Here is a 16,008-nt window from a genome sequence, read left to right as displayed (position 1 = left end):
ACGGAATGCTACTGCAATAACTTTTCCATTCGCTCCTTAATAGCTTCTATAGTGACCTCTTCTCCGCTTATCCTGTCCTTTAACTCTCCCTCTTTATAGAAGAGAAAGGTAGGAACCCCCATGACCTTTAAACTGATCACCAAACGACGATTCTCAGCTACGTTTAGTTTACAGAACTTTACTTTGCCGTCATATTGAGAAGAAAGCTCCTCTACCTGAGGCATCAGAGCAAGGCAAGGTCCGCATTTGGGTCCCCAAAGATCCACCACGACTGGAAGATCGCTTTGCAAAACTTCGCTTTCAAAATTATCCTTGTTCAATTCGATCAATTTCAGTGCACCTCCCTATTGATAAGATTCCATATTGATAAAACACCGGCATCATGAGCTGTTCGTCGAGGAATTGCATATCCTCTATCGAACTTGGATCCAAATCGATATGATTACGATCTACCCTTTCGTAAATTTCGAGGGCTCTTTCGATTAAATTAAGAGATTCCTGATCGACGAAATCATCGTCAGATGTGGAACTGGCCAGAAGCACAGTTAAATAAAGCCTTCTTCCCGGAGGGATATTTCCCGTCAGAGGATGGGAGATAAGCCTATATCCGTCATGGACCTTATCGCGCAACATCGCCAACACATCTAAAGGACAGCCTTCTAGATATACGCATCCTGCGATGTGCTTCAGTCGAGGATTGTTCGTTACAACTTCATAAAAAAAGGACATGCGCCAAATCCCTCCTCGGTCCATTTGGCCCCTGTCCTCTTCACCCCCAGGGATTCACCATAAGCAATCATATGGCTTGCCCTTTTGGTAGATCTCTAAAGAAATCTTTTCCAGGGTTCCGTCACACCGCAATCCTTTTGCCTGAGAGATTGGGGCATCGCTGCCCTTGCACCTTCGGCTCCTCGCTTTCCTTCAAGCGAGATATCTCTTGCGGTGCTCATCCGGGTATTCTTACATACTTTATTTTATATATATCATTTCACAAAGTCAAGGCCGAATATCTCAAACATATTTCCAGCCTAACATATTCTGGGAACCATCTCTCCCAAGGGCATGTCGACGACGCGCATGCCGCCGATGCTGGTCTTAAGTCCGACAATTCCGACATGTTCATCAGCGACCTTGCCTATAACAGAACAGAGGGGTGCCTTCTCTTTCAAAGAAGAAAGGACTTCATGCAGGCAGTCGGGATCCACGGCGATGACAGCTGTACCTTCGCAGGCGAGGTGCAACACGTCAAAGCCCAAGACGTCGGCTAGGGAGATTACCTGTCGGGTCAGTGGGATGAGATCTTCATCAATTTCAATGCCCAAGGAGGCACCCTCGGCCCATTCGCACAGGACCGTTCCCAAACCGCCTCGCGTACAATCTCTTGCGCACTTTACGCCCGGTATCTTTGTCAGAGGTTCCATTAAAGGCCACAGAGGCGCACAGTCACTTTCCAATTCATCCACATCAAGGCCGTAGCGGAGCGCGGCTATAAGAGCACCGTGTTGTCCGATAGGACCGGTGGCAATGATGACATCTCCCGGTGAAAGCTCATTGACACCCCAGGGACGATCCGTCACGGATTGACCCAGGGCACAACAGGTTATATAAATGCCGTCAGCCTGTCCTTTGGGCAGCACCTTGGTATCGCCGGCGATGAACTTGACATCCAATTCCTTGCTGACACGATAGGCGCTATCGACGGCTCTAAAGAGCTCGTCCTTTGGCAATCCCTCTTCTATTAAGAAACTTACTGCAACATAATTTGGCTTTACCCCTCTGACGGCTAAATCGTTAGTACTTCCGCAGATAGCGAGTTTCCCAATATCTCCTCCCGGGAAAAACCGAGGGCTTACAGTAAAACCGTCAATCGTTACGCCTATGCCGTTTTCAATTAAAGCACAATCTTCCAAATCATTAACGCTTTGATCCTGATATATTTCGAGGATCTCCTTGATAAGCTCTTGGGTGGGCCTGCCACCGCTTCCGTGTTTTATTTCGATGAACATCGCTACATCACCCTATAATCGTACTTATAACATGCTGCACAGCTTCCCTCACTCGATACCATACAGGGACCAACAGGGGTATCGGGCCTGCATAGCTTAGAGAAAAGGGGGCATTCTTTTGGAGTTATCTTGCCCATCAATACTTCACCACACTTGCAACCTTGGGGGAGAGGGACATCCTCGATCTTCAAGTCGAACTTCAAAAGAGCATCAAACCGGGCAAAATCGCCCTTCAACTTCAGTCCCGACCTTTCGATAGGCCCCAAACCACGCCACTTTGAATCGCATTTATCGAATACTTCTTCTATCAACCCTTTAGCTTTTGCGTTCCCCTGGGGCCTAACGGCTCTCGAGTACAAGAGGCTGACCTTGAAATCACTTTCGCTTACCTGGCGGGCCAGCTCAACCAACCCCTCCATTATATCCAAAGGCTCAAAGCCAACTATTGCACAGGCAATATCGAAATCCCTGGGTAAAAATTGGTAAGGTTCTGCTCCCAGCACAACGCTCACGTGTCCCGGAAGCAAAAAGCCGTCAACTTGCAATTCCTCTGACTCGGCAAGTAGTCGTAGAGCAGGAGGGACCAGTTTATGAAATGAAAGGACGGAAAAATTTTGCACACCCCTATCCATCGCCTCAATGACCATGGCTGCAGTGGAAGGAGCGGTGGTTTCAAAGCCAACTCCCAAAAAAACCACCTCCTTAACGGGGTTTTTAAGGGCTAACGACAAGGCCTCGTCTGCCGACCTCACGACACGAACATCGGCGCCATGTGCCCTCAGGCTCTGCAGCGAACCCTTCGTGCCAGGAACGCGCAGCATATCGCCGTAGGTAGCGAAGATCAAATCCCCTTTGCCGGCAAGTTTTATTGCGACATCTATCTCTCCCTGATCCGTCACGCAAACGGGACAACCCGGACCGGAGACCAGCGAAATATCGGGCGGCAATAAAGACCTTATGCCGCTCCTATAAATAGCGACCGTGTGAGTACCGCAAACTTCCATAAACGTCATTGGACGTTCAGCAAAAAAAGTTAGCGCACGCCGAAGTAATTCAATTTTATCTTTCACTGCGCCCTTGACTAGCAACTTTCAACACTTCTTTCCATAATTCTTCTAATTCCCGACCATCCCTTTCTTCGCACTTTTCAATGACAAAACCAGCGTGCACTAACACAACGTCCCCTACGTTGATCTCATCCACCAGGTCCGTCCTCACTTCCACTCGCAACGACCCAGTGCGGGCGACAGCCCTGCTTGAATCCAAAACCTCCTCTATCCTGTGAGGAATTGCAAGACACATTTTCCTCATGCCTCCCTATATTTTTCATTAAAAAGCGGGACCTTACCAAGGCCCCGCTTTTTCCGTAATTTACGCCACATCGGAATCATAATATATCATAATAATCGAAGATTCTATTCATTCGGGGTTTCACAGCCTTCTCTCACGCTTATCCTTCGAATGCTCAAGGCTTTCCCACTCGACGGGTCTATATCTATACAAGCTCCGTTCAGCCGCAAATCTTCGTTGCATGCCTCAAATCGCGCCGGCATCGCCGTCAAAAACCGACTTATTACCGAATCTTTCTGCATCCCGATGACTCCGGCGTGCCCTCCCGTCATTCCCACGTCGGTTATAAAGGCAGTTCCGCCATCGAGTATCTCTTCGTCAGCCGTGGCAACGTGCGTATGGGTACCCAACAATGCAGATATCCGCCCGTCGAGGTAAAGTGCAAGGGCCCTCTTTTCTGAGGTAGCCTCAGCATGAAAGTCTACTAACACAGGAACTGCGATGTCTTGTAGAATTTCGTCGGCCCTCCTAAAGGGACAATCCACGTCGAACATAAAAGTGCGACCTATCAGATTAAGCACAACCAACCTGCCCGCCTCACCATCCAAAGTCATACACCAGCGTCCGGGGCAACCGGGGGGATAATTGGCAGGACGCAACAACCTGGGCTCCGTGTCCAAAAGGGAGACGCCTTCTTTTTTATCCCATATATGATTGCCCGAGGTCATGCAATCGATCCCCACTGCCAATAACTCATCCAAGATCTTTTGAGTGATGCCGAAACCGCCGGCAGCATTTTCAACGTTAGCTATAACAAAATCAAATGGGCCATGCTCTCTTCGGACCTTCGGCAAAAACTTCTGAAGAGCCTTACGCCCAGGCCTGCCTACGATATCTCCCACAAACAAGACTCTCATGAGAATTCCTACTTTGCGAGCTCGATTGCTCGTAATTCCTTAATTACCGTTACCTTGATCTGGCCAGGATACTTCAACTCTTCTTCTATCCTTCGGGCAACATCGTATGCAATTTTGTATATCGCACCGTTATCGCCGGCTTCGGGCGAGACCATTACGCGCACTTCCCTTCCCGCTTGAATGGCATAAGCTTTTTCAACCCCATCGAAGGAAGAAGCCAACTCTTCCAGCTTCTCCAGCCTTCTTATATAGGCCTCTATGCTCTCCCGCCTTGCTCCCGGCCTTGAGGCGCTTATGGCATCGGCAGCCAACACCAAAACGGCATATACGCTTTTTGGCTCCTCATCCTCATGGTGTGCGGCAATCGCGTTCACTATGACATGCGACTCGCCGTAACGTTTAGCAAGATCAGCTCCTATCAAGGCATGGGAACCCTCAACCTGGCAATCTATGGCCTTGCCCAGATCATGCAACAATCCAGCCCTTTTCGCAAGCCTCTCATCCAATCCGAGTTCAGATGCCATGACCCCTGCCAAATGTGCCACTTCCAAGCTATGTGCCAGGGCATTTTGGCCGTAGCTTGATCTATATGCAAGCCTGCCCAAGGTCTTCACTATCTCGGGATGTACCCCCTCTACGTTGGCCTCGAGCAACGCGTTTTCGGCTACCTCGAGCATGTGTTCTTCCACTTCCTTGCCCACCTTTTCGACGATTTCCTCTATTCTGGCAGGATGAATCCTACCGTCCAATATCAACCTCTCCAGAGAAATTCGGGCAATCTCGCGCCTTACCGGATCAAAACAGCTTAGCGTCACCGCCTCCGGCGTGTCGTCCACGATCAGGTCAACACCCGTCAAGCTCTCGAAGGCTCTGATATTCCTTCCTTCCCTGCCTATTATCCTGCCTTTCATATCATCGGATGGCAAATTAACGACGCTTACCGTGACTTCCGATGTATGATCGACGGAACAACGCTGAATCGCCGTAGTTATAATCTCTCGGGCCTTCCTGTCGGCCTCACGCTTAAAGGTCTCTTCCAGCTCTTTTAATTTCAAACCGATAGAACAGGATGCTTCCTCTTCCACCTCTTTGAGGAGAAGTTCTTTGGCCTCTTCTCTGGAAAGTCCCGCTATTTCTTCCAGTTTATGCACCTGTTCATGTAAAAGCATTTCGGCTTCTGCTTTTGCCCTTTCGGCTTCTGCCAGTTTTGCCTTTAATTCTTCTTCCTTCCTGGTCAAACCCTCGAGTTTTCTGTCGAGAGTTTCCTCTCTTTGCTCGATCCTTCTTTCGGCTCTTTGAAGTTCGCTTCGCCGCTCTCTGATCTCTCTTTCTACCTCATGCCGAATCTTAAGCGCTTCTTCTCTGGCCTCGGCAAGGATCTCTCTCTTCTTCGTATCGGCCTCTCTTTTTGCTTCATCCAGAATTTGGTCAACAATTTTCTTTGTGCTTAAAACCTTTTTTTCATCATGAAATTTTCGAACGTAATAGCCGACAGCAACTCCCGCCGCGCCGACTAATACGATCGATGCGATCACAACAAATCCCATTTAAAGATCACCCCTCATTCAATTGTCAAGGTACAAGACAAATTAGCATCTTCTTCGAGTCAGTTTTACTTAAAGCACAGGAAGTATATCCTGCGCATTATTTTACAGAATGTCTCATAATACCACAAGGGCGATCCCAAAAATCCCCATACAACAAAAAGTCGGGAAAGAAAATTCTTTCCCGACTCCGATGAGATGTATCTTTTTATGAGGGATGGAAGAAAGTACGTAAATCTTTTCTTAATCCTCCCACCCTCCTCCTCCCTTGCCCATTCTGCTGGAGCAAAAGATCAATCCACCTATAAGAACAACAGCCATGAACACCGTCGTTCCGATAGCAGCACTCGTCATCTTACCTCCCTCCTTTTTATTCCGTCTTGGATTTCATACTCTGCAATACGAAGCTAGCCACAAGCACTATGACCATGAGGATCCATATGAAGTTAGACCAACTGCCGTATCCGCCGTAAGGTTCCTTGAGATCCTGCATAAAGCCCCCGTAAACGACCACAAAAAGGAGACCTGCCGGGACTACTACCTTAATAAGAAAGTCCAGCCAGGGACCAACCTTGATGTCAGAGGTAGCGTTTACGTGTTCGCGGAGCTTATCGGCTCCGAATACCCAACCGACGACCAGGGAAGCTATGGCACCACCTATCAACAGCGTGTAGAAAGCCACGGTCCTATCGACGATGTCAAGCCAATAAAGGCCGCCCTGGGTACAATAAATGAGCCCCACCAAAAATCCAACGAGACAACCCCAAAAGGCTACCTTTTTTCTCTGCCAGCCAAACTTGTCGATCATGGGTACTATATATCCGGCGTAGGCAAGATAGTAGGCCGAACTTAGCCCGATGATCCAGAACATGATAAAGAACAGAACTCCAGTGAGGCGATTCAAAGCAGGCATCAGGGATATGCCTACCGGATAGGTCACAAAGGCAAGCCCTATTCCAGCAATAGTAACATCCTGGAGGGATACGCCAAGAGCTTGCATGATATAGCCAACGGTGCTGAAGACGGCAAAACCTGTCAGAAAGGCAAAGCCGCTGTCGCAAAATGCGGTGATCATTGTATTGTTCGTAATATCTCCCTTCCTTGCGATGAAACGTCCATAGGCATACATTCCCGCCATACCAACCGAAAGCGAGAAGGCTATTTGGCTAAAAGCTGCAAACCACACATCGGCACCTTTCAATACAGACCAATCGATGTCAAGGTAGTAATTTAGTCCATCAACCGCACCGGGTAGGGTCAAGCTTCTGATCAATATAGCTATGATCAAAACCCAGGCCAGAACCATGACAACTTCCGATACCTTTCCGACGATCTCGGCCCCACGGTATATTACGAAATAAATTATAATCCAGGTGAAGGCCAAAGCTCCGACGATTGGCCACTGCAAGCCGCCCAGCTCTCCTGGGCTCTCAGAAAGGTTGAGCACTGTTTTGAAAAAATAATCCCCAGCCTGGTGAGCGCCAGCTTCTCCGGCACCCCAAGCCAAAGTCATCGAACTAAACATGTAAATTAAAGTCCAAGCCATGATGACGCAATAATAAGTATCGATCAAAAAGGCCGATATGCTTGGAAACCACCCGACCCATTCCCATTTTTTACCGATGCTGCGAAACACCCCTGGAGCCCCCTTTTGGAAGTAATGCCCCATCCCAAACTCGGTAAGAAGCCAGGGAATCCCGATGGCAAAAAGACCGATTATGTAAGCTACCAAAAAGGCAGCTCCTCCGTATTCGTAACACATATAGGGGAAACGCCAGACGTTACCCAAACCGATCGCAGATCCTATCGCAGCAAAAATCATATGACGCCGCTTTAAAAACTTTTCTCTGCCGGCTTCAGCCATCTTCCTCTCCTCCTTTTTAATAATAGTAAAATATCCTAAAAAACATCAAAAGCATTTAAGCATCTTTACGCGCCCTCCACCACCCCTCTCGTTAACTGAAGAACTGGATGTAGCCCATAACCAATATAACGGCAATTATAACAGGCAAAACGTAGGTCATATAGCCCCTTAAACCCTCGGGAAATTTAGGGCCTATTCCGGTGTTAGCTTCCTTTATGAAGTTGTTCCAACCCCAACCGTATTTGGAAGTGCAAAAGAGCACGAAAATGAGGGAGCCGATGGGAAGGAGGTTGAAGCTGACTATAAAGTCCTCCAAATCCAGCACCACGGTTCCTTCGCCGAAGGGCTGAAAACCGCTCCAAGGGCCAAAACCCAAAACGCAGGGAAGAGAAGCTATGAACATGACAACTATGCCGATGTAAGAAGCTTTTTTTCGGCTCCACTTCCATTCATCCATTGTAAAGGCGATAAGATGCTCAAAAACTGCTATGACCGTGGTGAGGGAGGCAAAGGAGAGGAAGACGAAGAAAAGCGTCCCCCACAGCCTTCCACCCATCATGGAGTTAAATACGTTTGGAAGGGTCACGAAGATCAATCCTGGGCCGGCTCCGGCATCCACTCCGAAGGCAAAGCAGGCCGGGAATATGACCAATCCAGCCATCAGGGCTATAAGGGTATCCAGAATCACCACGTAAACCGACTCCCCGGCAAGCGTCCTCTCTCTGCTCAGATAACTTCCGAATATCAACATGCTTCCTATGCCCAGACTTAATGTAAAGAAGGCCTGGCTCATGGCTGCATAAACCGCTTCCCAATTTAGCTTGGAAAAATCAGGTTTAAGGTAAAAGGCCAAGCCCTTTTCAGCGCCGGGCAAAGTAACGGAACGTATGATAAGAACGATTAGCAATAAAAATAGGCCGGACATCAATATCTTGGTAACCCGTTCAACTCCAGCCTGAAGACCTATCGAACAAACAAGAAAGCCGATGACGACAGCAAGAGCCATCCACAGGGTTAACGCAGGAGCGTTGGATATGAAGGAACCAAAGAAGTTGCCTACTTCTTCAGGAGAAAGGAGAGATAGCCGCCCCGCCGCCATAAAGTAAGTGTAGGCCAGGCCCCATCCTGCTACGGTCGTATAAAACATCATCAGGATCATGTTTCCCATTACCCCCAGGTAGCCGTATATGTGCCATTTGGTGCCCGGAGGCTCAAGAGCGAGCATAGCGCCCGCCAAATTTCTTCGACTCGCCCTCCCCATGGCAAATTCGCAAACCATGATGGGAAGGCCCAATATAACCAAAAAAATAAGATAAACTATTACAAAAGCCGCTCCACCGTATCGTCCCGTAATATAGGGGAATCGCCAAACGTTACCCAGCCCTATGGCACAACCGGCAGATACCAAAATAAAACCCAGCCTTGAGGCCAACTGTTCCCTCTCGGCCACTTTAACCACCTCCTTTTTTATTGTGTATATCATTTTATCGCATATTAGATATAAAGTAAATTGGGGCTAAAGAACCAACAACCCTAATCGGTAAAGCGTATGTTAATTAAAGAACCAGTAATAAGCTATCCGGTAATTGCAAGGGAAAGGGTCTCACCAAGCGTTGAAATCAGCCGTGCTCTAAGCTTGGGATATTTGTCCAAGGAGGGATCGTTTTCCACTAAAACTTGCGCTTCTTCGCGAGCTATATCCAACAAATCAACGTCATTGACGAGGTCAGCTACCCTGAAGTCCGTTATGCCGTGCTGCCGTACGCCACAAAAAGCACCCGGTCCCCTGAGTTTCAAATCTTCCTCGGCTATAACGAACCCATCGGAGGTTGAGCACATAACCTTAAATCTTTTCCTCGCCTCGGGCGTCGGGGCTTCTCCCAATAGAAAACAATAACCTTGGCCGCCGCCCCTTCCTACCCTTCCGCGAAGCTGATGAAGCTGAGACAAGCCGAATCTGTAGGCGTCCTCTATGACCATTATATTGGCCCTCGCTACGTCGATGCCCACTTCTATAACGCTTGTGGCAACCAATATATCTAAGTCACCGCGGAGAAAGGCACGGTAGGTTTCGTCTTTGTCTGGAGCACCAAGGCGACCGTGGAGCAAGCCTACTTTAAAGTCGCTAAATATTTCACATAAAGATCGATAACGTTTCTGGACAGAGGTTGCATCAATGGATTCGCTTTCATCTATCAAGGGGCATACCCAATAGACCTGATTGCCCGCTAAGAGTTTTTTTTTGACGAATTCATAGAGCTCCTTTAACTTGCCCTTTCCTATCCACTGAGTACGCACTGGAGTTCTGCCCGGAGGCAGCTCATCGATTATCGAAAGCGAAAGATCGCCGTAAACGGTCAGGGCCAAGGTGCGGGGAATTGGCGTAGCAGTCATCACTAAAGTGTGGGGATAGCTGCCCTTATCCATTAAAGTTCGACGCTGAAGCACGCCGAAACGGTGTTGTTCGTCTATCACCACCAGGCCCAACTCTCGAAATTCCACGCCTTCCTGGATCAAAGAGTGAGTCCCTATTACTATCCTGGATCTTCCGGACTTTATGTCTTCGTACCTTTTGGCCCTCTCCTGGGGAGTCAGGGAGCTAGTTAGCAAGGTGACCTCGGCATTTAACTTTGACAGCCAATTTGTTATTTTCGCATAATGTTGGTTTGCCAATACTTCCGTGGGAACCATCATCGCTGCCTGATATCCAGTATCTACAGCAGCAAGCATGGCCAACACAGCTATGACCGTCTTTCCCGAACCTACGTCGCCTTGCAAGAGACGATTCATAGGAATTTTTCTGAAGATATCGACACATATATCTCCTAAAACCATTTCCTGTGCGGAGGTGAGTTTAAAGTTTAGACAATTTTCGACGAACTTCATTTGTAGGGGCCCGCCACAGCTGAGTTTCGGCGCAGAGGTTTCTTCTTCCATCTGTCGTCTTTTAATGGCCACTCCTAATTGAAGTAAAAAAAGCTCGTCGAAAGCAAGCCTCTTTCTGCATGATTTCCAGCCCCTCTCGTCATCAGGATAGTGATATCCGAGGATAGCCTTCTTTAACGGTGGAAATCCGTAACGTAAAACGATATCCTCAGGCAGGAACTCCTCCACATAGGACAGATACTCCGAAAGAGTTCTTCTTATCAAAAGCCTCAGCCATCTCTGGCTCAATCCCTCTGTGAGAGGATATATAGGAACTATCTTTCCCATTTCTTCAGGAAGAGCATCTTCTTCGATTATCTCAAATTCGGGATTTAATATCTGCAACATCCCGTAATTTTCTTTAATTTTTCCGAAAAGCGCGACCAAAGTGCCTATCGAAAGGAGATTTTCCAACCCTCTCTTGTTAAACCAAAGAGCTTGTGCAATATCGGTACCATCGGTTACTGTGGCAACAGTAAGATTGAGGTTGCGCTTTTTTGTGATCTTTTTTTCCACTCCAACCACTCTGACGAGCAAGGCGGCATAGGAATCGGGCTCGAGAGATTTGATGGGCGTTATTTGTCTTCTGTCCTCGTAACGCCGGGGGAAAAAATACAAAAGGTCCTCGACGGTTTCTACCCCCAACTTGGACAAAAGCGACGCCCTTTTAGGGCCTACACCCTTCAAAAATCTGACGCTCTTGCACAAGAGCTCTTCTTCTGCAGGACTAACCTTCGACATCTGACATTTCAGCCTCTATCATCTCAGCATATTTATTTATTATAGACTTAAACTCAGCCACAAAGGCCACCTTGAGCTTCTTCATCCTTTCGATCTCCATTTTATATTGATTTAAAAGCTGGCTCGTCTCCTCAAGCATCTTTTCGGACTTGGCCCTGGCCTCAGAGACTATAGCTTCGGCCTCCCTTTTCGCTGCCTCAACTTTATCGTCGGCGCTTTGTTGGGCCATGAGCAACGCCTCTTGGAGAGAATCCCTTAAATTTCTGTAGTCCTCCAACTGCCTCTCTAGCTGTCCGATCCTGCGCTCCTGTTCATGGCACTTTTCCGCGTAAAAGTGAAGGCTCTCGGCGACCAGATCCAGAAAGTCATCGACCTCTGCAGGGTCATAACCGCGCAGAGATCTTTTGAAATCCTTGTTAATGACGTCAAGAGCGGATAAAACTTCATTCATGATCTTTGGCCTCTACCCTTTCCTCCTCCCACAGATCGACAAGGTTTCGTTTTGGAGTGGCCAAAAAAACCGCAGGAGCGATCCTCATAACCACACCCCTCATGGCGTATGCCACACCGCAAATGAAATCCAGAGCGCTTTGTCCTTCTGCCTTCTCGACCCCCTTCAAGTCGATCACTACTATCTTACCGCCATGAAGGGCTTCGGCCAAATCTTCCCTACGTTCGACGCATTTTGACCCTTTGCAGTATATTAAGGTTACCTCGCCATATTGCGAGCCCGAAGCCCTGCTCTCTTCCTCCGACTCCTCTTCTAAGAGATCTTCGTCCTTTTGCTCCGAAATGCCCAACAAAGCAAGAAATCTTTCGAGCATTCCCCTCTCCTCCAGTAAAGATTTATTAGTCCACTCTGGGGCCGAATATGGCACGTCCTATGCGTACCATAGTGCTCCCCTCCTTTATGGCAAGCTCGAAATCGTCGCTCATGCCCATAGATAATTCGTGCAATTGAAGGCCGATATCTTTCTCCGTTTTTTCTTTAAGACGACGAAGCAGGACAAAGGATGATATTATTTTTTCTCTGTCTTTGACCAAAGGTCCTATGCCCATTAGACCCACCAGTTTTAAACTGGGGCAATTTCTTAAAATATATTCTGCCATAGAGGAAACATCTTTGGGATCGACGCCGTATTTCGAAATTTCCCCCGATATGTTGACCTCTATAAGTACTTCCATGTTCTTTTTCAGTGCAGCCAGCCTTTTTTCTAAAACTGCCGCAAGATCCATGTTATCGATGCTTTGTATTATATCAAATAATTGAATTGCCAGTTTAGCTTTATTGCGTTGCAAGTGTCCTATCATATGCCAGGGTAGCTTCAAATCCGATGGCCAGCGCTCCTTCTTGTCCTTCGCCTCCTGAACCCTGTTCTCCCCGATGCCATCTATCAGGCCGCTCCTAGAAGCTTGTAACATAGCTTCCAGGGGCTGATTTTTCGTGACTGCTATCAATTTAATTTGATCGGGCATCCTGCCGACGCTTTCGGCTGTTTTAGCGATTCGTTCTTTTACCGATTCGAGATTTTTTTGTATGTCCGATAAATTCACCAAAGGAATACCCTCCCCTCTCTGGCTTTATCGCCCTTCAAGACGACTATTTCCCCTGGCAATAATCCATCATCGACGAAATACATTTTATCCTCCGTGGGCACTCCGCTTATTTCTCTGAAAACAACCATACCCTTGGAGACAACGTATACCCCCTGTTTGCCCTCTTTGAAAATTACGCTTTCCTCCGGCACCAATACTCCCTGTCTTCTTCCCTCGTAGATCATAAATCTGAGCTTGCGATCTACGGTCAAATGGGCTGGGAAATAGGGCATGAGGGAAATGTTGACCCTGGCTTTAAGTCCAATAATTTCTTTAGCCAATACCTCCACTTTAAGGGGTATATCCCGCTCATCAAACCTGATCCACAGAAAGTTTCTCTCCAAATTTTCTTTAATTTTGGGAGTCAGGTATGTGTAAAAAACGCAACGCAAAGACTGCGGCAATGGTATGATCTTTCCGATTGGCGAGCCTTTTTTTACCTCAACCCCTTGCGGCACAGGCTTTGCCCTTACTTCTTTTGGCAAATCGTCGTAATCCAGCCATAGGCGACCAAAACTCCACTTACCCTCCTGTCCGTCCAGCGCCGGAACGAAGTATCCGGCCTCAGGCGCCCAAATTACCCTCCGATCCCTGCCCTGAACGACTGCGATCGCTTCGCCTTTGGCGACTCTTGCCACCTTGCCTCCGTTTACGAACTTTAGAGTCCCATCCAAAGGAGCAGAGATCACCTCTTCTTGCCACAACAACCATCCTTCTACGGGATATTCGTCTATATACAGGGCAGATTGCGCCGCCACTACACTGGGGTGCGTATAGTAATGGTGATTTTGCCAGGCCAAAAAGAATGTCGCGGCCAATGAGACTAAAATTACGCACCATATCGCATATACGGTTTGACTAGCGCTTTTGCCCTCTTTCATCTCGACATGCTCTTAAGAACACCTGCTATAATCACAACCGGTGCAGCGCTCGCACCCTTCGGCATGAATTAAAGGAGCCCCGCATACGGGACACATATCCCCTCCCTCGTTTACTTCGACGGCCTTACCGAGGGCCATCTCCAATCCTCTCGCGATTGCGTCGGGCAAACTCAAAATTAGGGCATCTCCTTCGAGAAAGGGGCTGCTTCCCCCAATACCCTTGAGTTGTTTTATGATCTCGTCTATGGGTATATCGCTCCTAAGCGCAAGAGATATCAGTCTCCCCAAAGCTTCAGTGTGGGCCTGAGTGTCCTTGCCCGACTTTCCCAAAGTGGCGAAAACTTCAAAGGGCTGTCCATCTATAAAGTTCAAAGTAAGATAAAGATTCCCGTAACTTGTACCTATCTTTACCGTCCTGCCCGAAAGAAGGGGCGGTCGCCTCCTTGGTTTTACGTAACCTTTGCCCGCCAAACCCTTCGGCTCCTCTTTCACCTCGGAGGATGGCACTTCGCCGGTGCCTATGTAAAGCACCTGGTCTTCTTTGCATCTGTCCCTGAATATCGTTATCCCCTTGCATCCCAGCTCATAGGCCAACAAATATGCCTTCTTGACATCATCTACGGAAGCCTCGTGGGGCATGTTAATGGTCTTGCTAACGGCGTTATCAGTGTATTCCTGAAATGCCGCCTGCATCCTCACGTGCCATTCAGGAGAAATATCGTGGGCAGTAACAAAAACTTTCTTTAAGCTGTCGGGAAGATCGAGTTCCTTTAAAGATCCTCTTTCCAAAATCAGTTCGATCAGAGCTTCCGAATAAAGTCTTTCCTCTCTAAGGGCATCCAGCAAAATTTCATTTACGTAAGTCAGATTAGCTTCGCCCTCAAAGGCCTTACGCCTGTAGGCAAGCGCAAAGACGGGCTCTACACCGCTCGATACCTCAGCCACGAGGGATATGGTCCCCGTAGGAGCAATGGTTGTCACCGTAGCATTTCTCATTAACATCCCTTTTTCTTCCCATCTGCTCCCCTTCCAGGCCGGAAAAGGTCCTCTAGTTTCAGCTAAGCGTGCGCTCTCTTCGTGCCCGATCTTTGCGATGAAAGACATAACTTTACGGGCAAGGTTTAACGCCTCATCGCTATCGTAGGGAATGCGCAACTTCAACAGGACGTCAGCCCAGCCCATAACTCCTAATCCGATTTTTCTCGTCGACATGGTCATATCGGCAATCTCTTTTATGGGAAACTGGTTGACCTCTATCACGTCATCGAGAAAACGTACGGCAATGCGCACCGTTCTTTCCAGTTTGCTCCAGTCGATTTCCCCCTTAGGTAGAACCATATTAGACAAGTTAATGCTTCCCAAGTTGCATGATTCAAAGGGCAAAAGGGGCTGTTCGCCGCAGGGATTTGTGGCAGTAATGCTTCCCAAATTGGGAGTAAGGTTTGAAGCTTCAATTTTGTCCAAAAATATTATCCCGGGGTCGCCTGTCTTCCAGGCCATCTCGCAGAGCAAATCAAAGAGATTTCGTGCCCCAACTTTATCGACAACTTCTCCAGTCCGCGGGTTTACCAGCTCCCACTCCTCATCATTTAATACGGCTTTCATGAATTTTTGCGTGGTTCCCACCGAAATATTGAAGTTCTTCAACTTCCCCTCTTCGATCTTTGCCTTGACGAATTTTATGACGTCGGGATGATCGGCGTTTAAGATCCCCATATTGGCGCCCCGCCTCATCCCTCCTTGCTTTACCACATCGGTAGTATGGTCAAAAAGCTCCATAAAGGATACCGGGCCAGAGGCGACTCCCTTGGTGCTCTTTACGATATCACCATAGGGACGAAGAGACGAAAAATTAAAGCCCGTCCCTCCCCCTGATTTATGGACGAGGGCAGTATACTTGAGGGCATCAAATATTTCATCCATACTGTCTCCCACGGGAAGGACAAAGCAGGCCGACAGCTGTGCAGTGGGCGTCCCTGCATTCATAAGCGTTGGAGAATTGGGCAAAAAATCCAGACTGGCCATCATTTCATAAAATTTATTGGCCCACTCCTCCTCCGACTCCTCATCGCCAAATGCTTTTTCTGCCTTTGCTATAGCGCTCGCTACGCGCCATAGCATATCCTCCGGCGTCTCTATGAGATTTCCTTTCTCGTCTTTCAATAAATATCTACGCTCTAATACTTTAGTCGCATTTTCAGAAAAAGAAGGTTTTATACGCGCTCCGCTGGACATGTCTAAATC

At 48.0% G+C, this 16,008-nt stretch carries 15 protein-coding genes and 1 riboswitch; all 15 genes read right to left on the bottom strand.

Annotated elements, in window-relative coordinates:
* Positions 1–8: 8 nt before the first annotated feature.
* Positions 9–329 carry a thioredoxin family protein gene (locus tag HMPREF1705_RS06705; RefSeq protein WP_040348186.1) on the bottom strand — a complete coding sequence of 107 codons (321 nt, stop codon included), beginning with the start codon at positions 327–329 and terminating at the stop codon, positions 9–11.
* Entirely contained in the window at positions 307–729 is a 423-nt protein-coding gene (locus tag HMPREF1705_RS06700; RefSeq protein WP_111089583.1) for a GrdX family protein, read from the bottom strand. Before HMPREF1705_RS06700 ends, HMPREF1705_RS06705 begins: the two co-directional genes overlap by 23 nt.
* A 119-nt stretch (positions 730–848) precedes the next feature.
* Positions 849–950, bottom strand: a riboswitch (glycine riboswitch).
* Positions 951–1,028: 78 nt separating this feature from the next.
* Positions 1,029–2,006: a hydrogenase expression/formation protein HypE gene (gene hypE, locus HMPREF1705_RS06695; RefSeq protein WP_009201567.1), complete on the bottom strand. Its 978-nt coding sequence runs from the start codon at positions 2,004–2,006 to the stop codon at positions 1,029–1,031.
* Positions 2,007–2,008: 2 nt separating this feature from the next.
* Positions 2,009–3,094 (bottom strand): hydrogenase formation protein HypD, encoded by a 1,086-nt coding sequence (gene hypD / locus HMPREF1705_RS06690; RefSeq protein ID WP_040348187.1) that lies wholly within the window; start codon positions 3,092–3,094, stop codon positions 2,009–2,011.
* Complete coding sequence (locus HMPREF1705_RS06685) at positions 3,066–3,308, bottom strand: HypC/HybG/HupF family hydrogenase formation chaperone (protein WP_040348190.1); 243 nt, start codon at positions 3,306–3,308, stop codon at positions 3,066–3,068. Before HMPREF1705_RS06685 ends, hypD begins: the two co-directional genes overlap by 29 nt.
* Before the next feature lie 113 nt (positions 3,309–3,421).
* The gene (locus HMPREF1705_RS06680) at positions 3,422–4,213 is read right to left on the bottom strand and encodes a TIGR00282 family metallophosphoesterase (protein ID WP_009201570.1); all 792 of its coding nucleotides are present in this window, start codon (positions 4,211–4,213) and stop codon (positions 3,422–3,424) included.
* An 8-nt stretch (positions 4,214–4,221) separates the two neighbouring features.
* On the bottom strand, positions 4,222–5,760 hold the full coding sequence (gene rny, locus HMPREF1705_RS06675) for a ribonuclease Y (RefSeq protein ID WP_009201571.1): 1,539 nt from the start codon (positions 5,758–5,760) through the stop codon (positions 4,222–4,224).
* Positions 5,761–6,127: 367 nt separating this feature from the next.
* A complete protein-coding gene (locus tag HMPREF1705_RS06670) occupies positions 6,128–7,621 on the bottom strand; it encodes a sodium-dependent transporter (protein ID WP_009201572.1) in 1,494 nt (497 codons plus the stop codon).
* A gap of 91 nt (positions 7,622–7,712) precedes the next feature.
* Positions 7,713–9,104 carry a sodium-dependent transporter gene (locus HMPREF1705_RS06665; RefSeq protein ID WP_009201573.1) on the bottom strand — a complete coding sequence of 464 codons (1,392 nt, stop codon included), beginning with the start codon at positions 9,102–9,104 and terminating at the stop codon, positions 7,713–7,715.
* 92 nt (positions 9,105–9,196) lie between these two features.
* Entirely contained in the window at positions 9,197–11,287 is a 2,091-nt protein-coding gene (gene recG, locus HMPREF1705_RS06660; RefSeq protein WP_009201574.1) for an ATP-dependent DNA helicase RecG, read from the bottom strand.
* Complete coding sequence (locus tag HMPREF1705_RS06655; RefSeq protein WP_009201575.1) at positions 11,274–11,738, bottom strand: DivIVA domain-containing protein; 465 nt, start codon at positions 11,736–11,738, stop codon at positions 11,274–11,276. Before HMPREF1705_RS06655 ends, recG begins: the two co-directional genes overlap by 14 nt.
* Complete coding sequence (locus HMPREF1705_RS06650) at positions 11,731–12,111, bottom strand: cell division protein SepF (protein WP_009201576.1); 381 nt, start codon at positions 12,109–12,111, stop codon at positions 11,731–11,733. The genes HMPREF1705_RS06655 and HMPREF1705_RS06650 overlap by 8 nt, the downstream gene beginning before the upstream one ends.
* A gap of 25 nt (positions 12,112–12,136) precedes the next feature.
* Positions 12,137–12,841: a YggS family pyridoxal phosphate-dependent enzyme gene (locus tag HMPREF1705_RS06645; protein WP_009201577.1), complete on the bottom strand. Its 705-nt coding sequence runs from the start codon at positions 12,839–12,841 to the stop codon at positions 12,137–12,139.
* A complete protein-coding gene (locus HMPREF1705_RS06640; RefSeq protein ID WP_009201578.1) occupies positions 12,838–13,764 on the bottom strand; it encodes an HlyD family efflux transporter periplasmic adaptor subunit in 927 nt (308 codons plus the stop codon). The genes HMPREF1705_RS06645 and HMPREF1705_RS06640 overlap by 4 nt, the downstream gene beginning before the upstream one ends.
* Positions 13,765–13,776: 12 nt before the next feature.
* The gene (locus HMPREF1705_RS06635; protein ID WP_009201579.1) at positions 13,777–15,999 is read right to left on the bottom strand and encodes a vitamin B12-dependent ribonucleotide reductase; all 2,223 of its coding nucleotides are present in this window, start codon (positions 15,997–15,999) and stop codon (positions 13,777–13,779) included.
* Positions 16,000–16,008 lie beyond the last annotated feature (9 nt).

The sequence above is a fragment of the Acetomicrobium hydrogeniformans ATCC BAA-1850 genome, assembly GCF_000160455.2.
Taxonomy (GTDB): Bacteria; Synergistota; Synergistia; order Synergistales; family Acetomicrobiaceae; genus Acetomicrobium; species Acetomicrobium thermoterrenum.
The sequence above is the reverse complement of the archived record's forward strand: the minus strand, read 5'-3'. Positions and strand labels throughout refer to the sequence as shown.

What these genes read in the sequence shown, in the direction of transcription:
- HMPREF1705_RS06700 (WP_111089583.1), bottom strand. Translation starts at nt 729, where the DNA reads ATGTCCTTTTTTTATGAAGTTGTAACGAACAATCCTCGACTGAAGCAC.
- hypE (WP_009201567.1), bottom strand. Translation starts at nt 2,006, where the DNA reads ATGTTCATCGAAATAAAACACGGAAGCGGTGGCAGGCCCACCCAAGAG.
- HMPREF1705_RS06685 (WP_040348190.1), bottom strand. Translation starts at nt 3,308, where the DNA reads ATGTGTCTTGCAATTCCTCACAGGATAGAGGAGGTTTTGGATTCAAGC.
- HMPREF1705_RS06680 (WP_009201570.1), bottom strand. Translation starts at nt 4,213, where the DNA reads ATGAGAGTCTTGTTTGTGGGAGATATCGTAGGCAGGCCTGGGCGTAAG.
- rny (WP_009201571.1), bottom strand. Translation starts at nt 5,760, where the DNA reads ATGGGATTTGTTGTGATCGCATCGATCGTATTAGTCGGCGCGGCGGGA.
- HMPREF1705_RS06670 (WP_009201572.1), bottom strand. Translation starts at nt 7,621, where the DNA reads ATGGCTGAAGCCGGCAGAGAAAAGTTTTTAAAGCGGCGTCATATGATT.
- HMPREF1705_RS06665 (WP_009201573.1), bottom strand. Translation starts at nt 9,104, where the DNA reads ATGATATACACAATAAAAAAGGAGGTGGTTAAAGTGGCCGAGAGGGAA.
- recG (WP_009201574.1), bottom strand. Translation starts at nt 11,287, where the DNA reads ATGTCGAAGGTTAGTCCTGCAGAAGAAGAGCTCTTGTGCAAGAGCGTC.
- HMPREF1705_RS06655 (WP_009201575.1), bottom strand. Translation starts at nt 11,738, where the DNA reads ATGAATGAAGTTTTATCCGCTCTTGACGTCATTAACAAGGATTTCAAA.
- HMPREF1705_RS06650 (WP_009201576.1), bottom strand. Translation starts at nt 12,111, where the DNA reads ATGCTCGAAAGATTTCTTGCTTTGTTGGGCATTTCGGAGCAAAAGGAC.
- HMPREF1705_RS06640 (WP_009201578.1), bottom strand. Translation starts at nt 13,764, where the DNA reads ATGAAAGAGGGCAAAAGCGCTAGTCAAACCGTATATGCGATATGGTGC.
- HMPREF1705_RS06635 (WP_009201579.1), bottom strand. Translation starts at nt 15,999, where the DNA reads ATGTCCAGCGGAGCGCGTATAAAACCTTCTTTTTCTGAAAATGCGACT.